This window comes from Pseudomonas sp. PAGU 2196 (assembly GCF_022179005.1).
Lineage (GTDB): Bacteria > Pseudomonadota > Gammaproteobacteria > Pseudomonadales > Pseudomonadaceae > Aquipseudomonas > Aquipseudomonas kermanshahensis.
In genome coordinates, this window is record NZ_BNTL01000041.1 from 49,717 (window position 1) to 57,290 (window position 7,574).

Annotated in this window: 7 protein-coding genes; all 7 read right to left on the reverse strand. The window is 62.5% G+C overall.

Features of this window, described 5'->3' with window-relative positions:
* Positions 1-29: 29 nt before the first annotated feature.
* A complete protein-coding gene (locus MFF34_RS26880) occupies positions 30-791 on the reverse strand; it encodes a 1,6-dihydroxycyclohexa-2,4-diene-1-carboxylate dehydrogenase (RefSeq protein ID WP_027595425.1) in 762 nt (253 codons plus the stop codon).
* Positions 792-924: 133 nt separating this feature from the next.
* On the reverse strand, positions 925-1,935 hold the full coding sequence (gene benC, locus MFF34_RS26885; RefSeq protein ID WP_027595426.1) for a benzoate 1,2-dioxygenase electron transfer component BenC: 1,011 nt from the start codon (positions 1,933-1,935) through the stop codon (positions 925-927).
* 70 nt (positions 1,936-2,005) lie between these two features.
* Positions 2,006-2,491: a benzoate 1,2-dioxygenase small subunit gene (gene benB / locus MFF34_RS26890; RefSeq protein WP_027595427.1), complete on the reverse strand. Its 486-nt coding sequence runs from the start codon at positions 2,489-2,491 to the stop codon at positions 2,006-2,008.
* Complete coding sequence (gene benA / locus MFF34_RS26895) at positions 2,488-3,846, reverse strand: benzoate 1,2-dioxygenase large subunit (protein ID WP_238217569.1); 1,359 nt, start codon at positions 3,844-3,846, stop codon at positions 2,488-2,490. The genes benB and benA overlap by 4 nt, the downstream gene beginning before the upstream one ends.
* A 101-nt stretch (positions 3,847-3,947) precedes the next feature.
* Positions 3,948-4,904, reverse strand: a complete 957-nt coding sequence (locus MFF34_RS26900) for an AraC family transcriptional regulator (protein WP_238217571.1) — start codon at positions 4,902-4,904, stop codon at positions 3,948-3,950.
* 246 nt (positions 4,905-5,150) lie between these two features.
* Positions 5,151-6,206 (reverse strand): GlxA family transcriptional regulator, encoded by a 1,056-nt coding sequence (locus MFF34_RS26905; RefSeq protein WP_238217573.1) that lies wholly within the window; start codon positions 6,204-6,206, stop codon positions 5,151-5,153.
* A 139-nt stretch (positions 6,207-6,345) separates the two neighbouring features.
* The gene (gene proX / locus MFF34_RS26910) at positions 6,346-7,374 is read right to left on the reverse strand and encodes a glycine betaine/L-proline ABC transporter substrate-binding protein ProX (protein ID WP_085274396.1); all 1,029 of its coding nucleotides are present in this window, start codon (positions 7,372-7,374) and stop codon (positions 6,346-6,348) included.
* Between the last annotated feature and the right edge of the window lie 200 nt (positions 7,375-7,574).

The window sequence follows — 7,574 nt, forward strand, 5'->3', positions numbered from 1 at the left end:
GAGGAAAACGGTTGCCGGGGGGGGCTGGCTCAGCCGAGGTCGCCGCCCCCTACCGGCAGCGTTACGCCGGTTATGTAGGAGGCTTCGTCGGAGGCCAGGAAGAGGATGGCGCCGACCTGCTCGTCGATGCTGCCGTAGCGGTGCATCAAGCTGCTGTCGAGGGTCTGGTCGACGATTTGCTGGTACCAGGCCTTTTCCTGCGCGCTCTGCTCGGCGGCGTTGCGCGGCACGCGCCGTGGCGGTGCCTCGGTGCCGCCAGGGGCAGTGGCATTGACACGGATACCGCGCCCGGCGGTTTCGAAAGCCAGGCAGGCAGTGAGCGCGTTGACGCCACCTTTGGCCGCGCCGTAGGGCACGCGGTTGACGCCACGGGTGGCGATGGACGAGACGTTGACAATGGCCCCTGCCCCGCGTTCGAGCATGTACGGCAACGCGGCATGGCAACACCACAAGGTGGGGAACAACGAGCGGCGCACTTCGGCCTCGATCTGTTCCACTTCGTAGTGTTCAAAAGGTTTGGCCCAAATGGTGCCGCCGACATTGTTGACCAGGATGTCGAGGCGGCCAAACGCTTCGACCGCAGCGGCCATGACGCGGGCACAATCGCTGTGCAGTTCGAGGTCGGCGGTGAGGGTCAGCATGCCCTCCCCGGCCAATTCGTGGACCAACTCGGAGCGGTCCACCGCCACCACCTGCGCGCCTTCGGCCTTGAGCCGCCAGCACACGCCGCGGCCAATGCCTTGGGCGGCGCCGGTGACCAGGGCGACTTTGCCTTGAAATCTTGTGTTCATCAGTATTTCTCCATGCTGACGCGGACGCTGTGGGAGCGGGCTTGCCCCGCTAGCAGACCCCACGGTGGATGGCACGGGCTGCGCCCGTGTTCGCGGGGCAAGCCCGCGCCCACAAGGGCGGCCCCAAGGAAACTCAGGCCGCGGCGGCGAACTTCTCGTAGTAGAAGTTCGCCGGCGTAATGCCCTGCTCGCGAACGTACTGGCTGACTGCCTCGACCATCGGCGGTGGCCCGCACAGGTACACGTCCACATCGCCGTCATTGAGGTGGCGCGGTTCGATGTGCTGGGTTACATAGCCTTTCTGCGGGTACTGGCTGTCTGGGTTGGCCACGCAGGCGCTGAAGGTGAAGTTTGCAATGCGCGCCGCCAAGGCCTGCAGGCGGTCCAGTTCGACCAGGTCGAAGTCGTTGGTGACCCCGTAGATCAGGTGCACCGGGTATTCGCTGCCCTGCTCGGCGATCTTCTCCAGCATCGCGGTGAACGGTGCCAGCCCGGTGCCACCTGCCAGCAACAGCAGTGGGCGCTGGATCGGCCGCAAGTAGAAGCTGCCCAGCGGCCCAGCCAGGCTCATGCTGTCGCCGGCCTTGGCCAGGTTGGTGAGGAAGCTGCTCATCAAGCCGCCCGGCACATTGCGGATCAGGAAGCTGACCTCGCCGTCCTTTTGCAGCGAGCTGAACGAGTAAGCGCGGCTCTGCTCGCTGCCGGGCACCTTGAGGTTGACGTATTGCCCAGGCAGGAATGCCAGCCGGCTCAGCGCCTCGCCCTTGATCGACAGGGCAATGGTGCTCGCCGACAACTGGCGCACGTCGCTGATGGCGGCTTCGAAACTGGCCTGTTCGGTCTTGCACACGTGCGAAGAGGCCGGAATGCGCACCACACAGTCGGATTCAGCCCGCATCTGGCAGGTCAGCACATAGCCTTCGGCGATTTCGTCCTCGCTCAGGGCGTCTTCGATGAAGTTGTCGCCCAGGTCGTAGCGCCCGGACTCGGCCTTGCACTTGCAGGTGCCGCAGGCGCCGTCGCGGCAGTCCAGCGGGATGTTGATGCCCTGGCGGTAGGCGGCGTCAGCCACGGTCTCATGGCCAGTGGCCTCGATGAAGCGGGTTACCCCGTCCTCGAAATTCAGTGCGATCTGGAAGCTCATGTTGCACCTCGCGGGCGAGCCTGCCCGCGGCGCGCCATGCGGCACACCGGGCGGCTCGCGTTACCTCGGTTCAGATGTGGTAGATGTCGATGACCTGACGCACGTAGTCGTTCTTCAGGACCACCTTCTTGGCCTTGATCAACGGCTGCTCGCCGCGCAAATCGAGGGTGTAGAAGCTGCTGCCGAAGTAGCTGTCGGTGGTCTTGTAGCGAAAGCTCAGGGTGTGCCAGTTGAAGCGCACCTGGCAGTAACCCTCGCCCTGCTCGACGATCTCGATGTTGCTGATGTTGTGCGAGGTACGGGTGTCCGGCACGGTCGCGCTGGAGCGCTCGGTCTTGATGCGGAACACCCGGTCCTCGAGGCCACCACGGTTGCCGTACCAGATCAGCGAGATTTCGCTTTGTGGGTCTTCGGTGAGGCGGTCGTCATCGTCCCAGGACGGCATCCAGAAGCTGGCATCGGCTGCGTACAGCTCCAGCCACTGGTCCCATTCGGCGTCGTCCAGGTAGCGCGCTTCGCGGTAGAGGAAGTCGCGCACGGTTTCGTAGAGGCTCATTGCACGGCCTCCACGGGGATCAGTTGCTGTTCATCCTTGAGCGCCTGGATCATGGTGTCCTGCCAGTACTTGTGCTGCAGCACGAACAGGCCTTCGTCCTCGGTGCGCACGCCTGACAGCAGCGGCTTGAGCTCGATTTCCTGGGCCGCCTCGTCAGCGCCCTCGACCCAGTGGGCAGCGCCGCGGGACATGTCATTCCAGCCGGTGCCGCCACCGTAACCGGTCTGGCACGAGCGGAACTCTTCGAGGTCGTCCGGAGTGGCCATGCCGCTGACGTTGAAGAAGTCCTCGTACTGGCGGATGCGCTTGGCGCGGGCGTCAGCGCTCTCGCCTTTGGGCGCGATGCAGTAGATGGTGATTTCGGTCTTGTTCACCGAAATCGGCCGGGCAATACGGATCTGCGAACTGAATTGGTCCATCAAGTACACGTTGGGGTACAAGCAGAGGTTGCGCGAGTTCTCGATCATCCAGTCGGCGCGTGCCTGTCCGTAATCGGCGGCCAGCTGGTCACGGCGCTCGTAGGCCGGGCGGTCTTCTGGGTTGGCCCAGCGGGTCCATAGCAGCAGGTGGCCATGATCGAAGGAATAGAAGCCCCCGCCCTGCTTGGCCCAAGCGCCTGCGCTCATGGTCTTGATCTCGTCCCCCGACTCGCGCTGTTTGCGCTGGTTCTGGGTGGCGGCGTAGTTCCAGTGCACGGAGCTGACGTGGTAGCCATCGGCGCCGTTCTCGGCGGTGAGCTTCCAGTTGCCTTCGTAGATATACGAACTGGCGCCACGCAGCACTTCCAGGCCTTCGGGCGACTGGTCGACGATCATGTCGATGATCTTGGCCGACTCGCCCAGGTGCTCTACCAGCGGTTTCACATCGGCATTCAAGCTGCCGAACAGAAAGCCCCGGTACGACTCGAAGCGCGCGACCTTGGTCAGGTCGTGGGAGCCGTCGCAGTTGAAACTGTCGGGGTAGCCGGCGTTGCTCGGGTCTTTGACCTTGAGCAGTTTGCCGCTGTTGTTGAAGGTCCAGCCATGGAATGGGCAGGTGTAGCTGGCACGGTTACCGCGCTTGTGCCGGCACAGCATGGCGCCGCGGTGGCTGCAGGCATTGAGGAAGGCATTGAGTACCCCGTCCTTGTTGCGCGCGATAAAGATCGGCTGGCGCCCCATGGTCAGGGTGAGGAAATCGTTTTTCTCGGGGATCTGGCTTTCGTGCGCCAGGTAGATCCAGTTGCCCTCGAAGATGTGCTTCATCTCCAGGTCGAACAGGCGTGGGTCGGTGAACATCTCGCGCTTGCAGCGGTAGATGCCCTTTTCACGGTCGTCTTCGAGCATGGCATTGAGGTAGTCGAATCCCAGGGACATGGCCAGGGTCTCCATTGTTATTGTTCAGACCATGTCAGGTTAGGGATCGAGGGGGGGCGGCAATATCCTTTTCGTGCAGAGTGGTATCCGATTTGTGCAAATCAACGCCGGTTGCGCAGTGTGGCAGAGGGCAGTTCCCCGAACTGTTGCCGGTAGATCTCCGAAAAGCGCCCCAGATGCAGGAAGCCGTAGTCCATGGCAAGCTCGGTAACGTTTTTCACGGTACAACGGGTATCGCTCAGGCAGGCATGCACCCGCGCCAGCTTGCGTTGCCGCACATACTGCTTAGGCGTGGTACCCAAGTGCCGATCAAACAAGGCATACAACGACCGCACGCTCATGCAGGCCTGCTCTGCCAGCACTTCAGCTGAAAGTTCAAGCTTCAGGTTGCGCTCGATGTAATCCAGAATCCGCTCAAGGCTAGCCGCCGGCGCACTCAGGCTTTCGCGCCGAATGTTGGTGCTCATCAAGGTCAGCAGTTTGCTGGCCACAATCTGGCTGTAATGCCCCTGCACCCGCGGCAACGACTCATTCACCTCGGCTTCATGGCACACCATCGCCAGCAGGTTTACAAACCCATCCAGCTCTTCCAATCGGTAGTGGTTACGCAGGAACCGCACGCCGCCATCCGGGCGATGCCAGCGTTGTTCTTCGCAGATCGAATCGAGCAGCCGGGTCGGCACCTTGAGGATAAATTTCTCGCAGTCTTCCGAGTAGGTCAGGTCAACCGGGTCGTCCGGGTTGATCAGCAACAACTCGCCCGGCACCAAGTGATGCTCGCGCTGGGGCCCGCGCCACAGGCAGTTGCCGTTGAGTAACACTTGCAAGTGGTAGATGGTTTCCAGCGCGGGCGAGGTGACGCGCACGCTGCCGCCGTAGCTGATGCGGCACAGGTCGAGCTCGGCGAACTTGCGGTGGCTGAGGCTGGCCTGGGGGTGGGTGGTGCGCGACAAACCGATGCAGTGCTGGCCCACGTGCTGGTTCACATAATCGGACACAGCATAAGGGTCGGCGTGGTGAAACACGCTACTGCGCTCGCTCAGCAGGCGGCTTTCCATAGGCAAGGCACTCGGTTTCGTTATTGTTCTGGGCGCCGCTTCCTACGGGCCTTGCGGCCGGTGGTTGCGGTCGATCACGGTTATTCTATCGGGCTGGTCGCTGGGTACAGGGGCAGGCGACAGCCGGTGAATAGGCACACACTAAGCAAAAAGGCGGGGATTGGGCAATGCGACCATTGGAATCGTGGGCGGATAGCGGACAATAGGGCACGGTTAACTGTGCGATTATCGAACACTATTTCATTTTTACGGTATCGCTATCTCCTGCCGCCCTGCCCACCCCTGGCTCCTCGCCCGAAACTGGCGCGGCGCAACGGCGAACAGCTCACGAAAGCGCCGGTAGAAATGCGGAAAACTGACAAAGCCGCTGGCCACGGCCACTTCGGTCAATGACTTGCTGGTGTGTTGCAGCAACTGCCGGGCATGGGTCAGGCGTAATTCCAGGTAGTAGCGCGGCGGTGTCGCTTGTACATGGCGGCGGAACAGCCGCTCCAGGTGCCGACGCGACAAGCCTGCATGTTCGGCGATTTCGTCGATGCCGATCGGGTCTTCGATATTCGCATGCATCAGCTCAAGGGCCACGCGTATGCCCTTGGGCAGGCTGGGGTCGATGTCCGCTGCAGTGGCCGGGGCGTCGCTCATCACCCGTGCGCGATCGCACGCCAGCATCTGCTCCACCGCCCGGCGCAACCCGTTGCCACCCCTGTGTTCGAGCAAGGCCAGCATCATGTCCAGGGCACTGCTAGCCCCTGCGCAACTCAGGCGCCGACCGTCCAGCACATGGGCTTGGCGGCTGACACGTACCTTGGGGAACAGCTCGCTCATCATTGCCCGGCCATCAGGGTGGAAGGCGCAGGCGTGGTCATTGAGCAAGCCCGCTTCGGCCAGGAAGTAGGTGCCGTTCCATAGACCACCCAGCTGGCAGCCATGCTGGTCGGCCTGGCGCAGCTTGGCGCGCAGCAGCGGTGCGCTTTCCAGGCGCACCCGAAACCCACCGCATACCAACAGGGTGTCTAGCACCTGCACATCGAGCTCGGCCAGTGGCGTGTTGACCGGCAAGGCGATGCCCAGGTCGCTCATGACCTGTGCTCCATCACCCACTACCTGGATCTGGAACAGTGGTGTGGCGCTCATCAGGTTGGCGGTGACCAGGGTGTCCATGGCCGCAGTAAAGGCCATCATGGAGAAATGCTCACGTAACACGAAGGCGACGCGCTGGCACGGCATCGACAGCGAGGTACGGCCTGCGGTGTCCAGGTGGGCCAGGTTGGCGTTCTTGAGGGTGCTTTCGAAATGGCTCATGGCTTTGACTCAACTGCAAAAAACGCGTTGGCTTCTTCGCGCGCAAGCGCGCGCCTACAGGCAGCGCGCAAACCCAACGATGGCACGAACCCTGTGGGAGCGGGCTTGCCCGCGAAGAAGCGCCCACCGATGGAACAGGTTACTTGCTGGCCTGTGTCGCCGCCGCGCGCGACGCCTGCAGCCACGCGTCGAACTGCTGGCGATGCGCCGCAACCCATTCTTTGGCATGGCGGGTGATGTCAGCAGGTTTTTTCTCACCTTGCTGCATCTTGAGGTTCTGCGCGCTCTCGTCCGCCGTGGTGATCTGCATCAGCGACAGGAATTTGGTGGCTGCCGGGTTTTCCTGGGCGAATTCCTTGTTCAGCACCGCCTCGACCTTGTCGACCGCAAAGCCCAGGTTCTTGCCCTTGTACATCGTGTCGACATCGTTGTTGCCATCCGGCAGGTCGGTCTTCGGCACTTCCAGCCAAACCACGTCCTTGTCCTCGACCAGCACGGTGGAGATCCACTGTGGCACCCAGGTGAAGTACAGGATCGGCTTGCCTTCCTTGTAACGGGTGATGGTGTCGGCCATCAGCGCGAAGTACGAGCCCTGGTCGACGTGCACGCTGCTGTCCAGGTCATAGGCTTTAATGTGGTGCGAGATGATCAGCTCGCAGCCCCAGCCCGGGTTGCAGCCGGTCAGGTTGGCCTTGCCGTCGCCGTCAGTGTCGAACAGCTTGGCGATTTCCGGCTTCTTCAGGTCGGTGATGTACTTGATGTGGTACTGCTCGGCGGTCTTCTTGTCGATCAGGTAGCCCTGCAGCACGCCGGGCATGATGTCGCCGGCCTTGACCATCACGTCATCGCCGCCGGCCTGCTGGTAGAACTTGTCGTGCAGCTTGTCCCACAGGTGCACGGTGAAGTCGGCATCGCCGTTGGCCAGAGCCACCATCATCACGCCGTACTCGGTTTCCTTAGGCTCCTGGACCTTGTAGCCCAGCTCGCGCAGGCCTTCCATGGCGACTTCGCCACGGAAGCGCTCTTCGGCGATGGAGGGGAAGATCGGCGTTACCTTCACGCCCTCGCCCGGCTTGTCGGCCGAGGCGTTGGCGCATAGCGAGGCAATTACCAGGGCCAGCGCGCTGGCGCCTTGCAGGATGCTGCGGGAGAACTTGGATTCCAACATCGTCGCGTACCTTCTTCTGGTTTTTATGTCGTGTGCGGCAGTACGAGTGTGTTTGCGTCAGGCGGTCTTGCGCCGCCCTGCAGCGTGCCCTGAGCCGCATAGGCGCAGCACCGCACCCACGGGCCCGGTGTGGTACCAGCGCAGACTCGGGTCGGCATTGGTGCGCGCGCCCATGGCTCGGGTCAGGCGGTCGAGGAAGA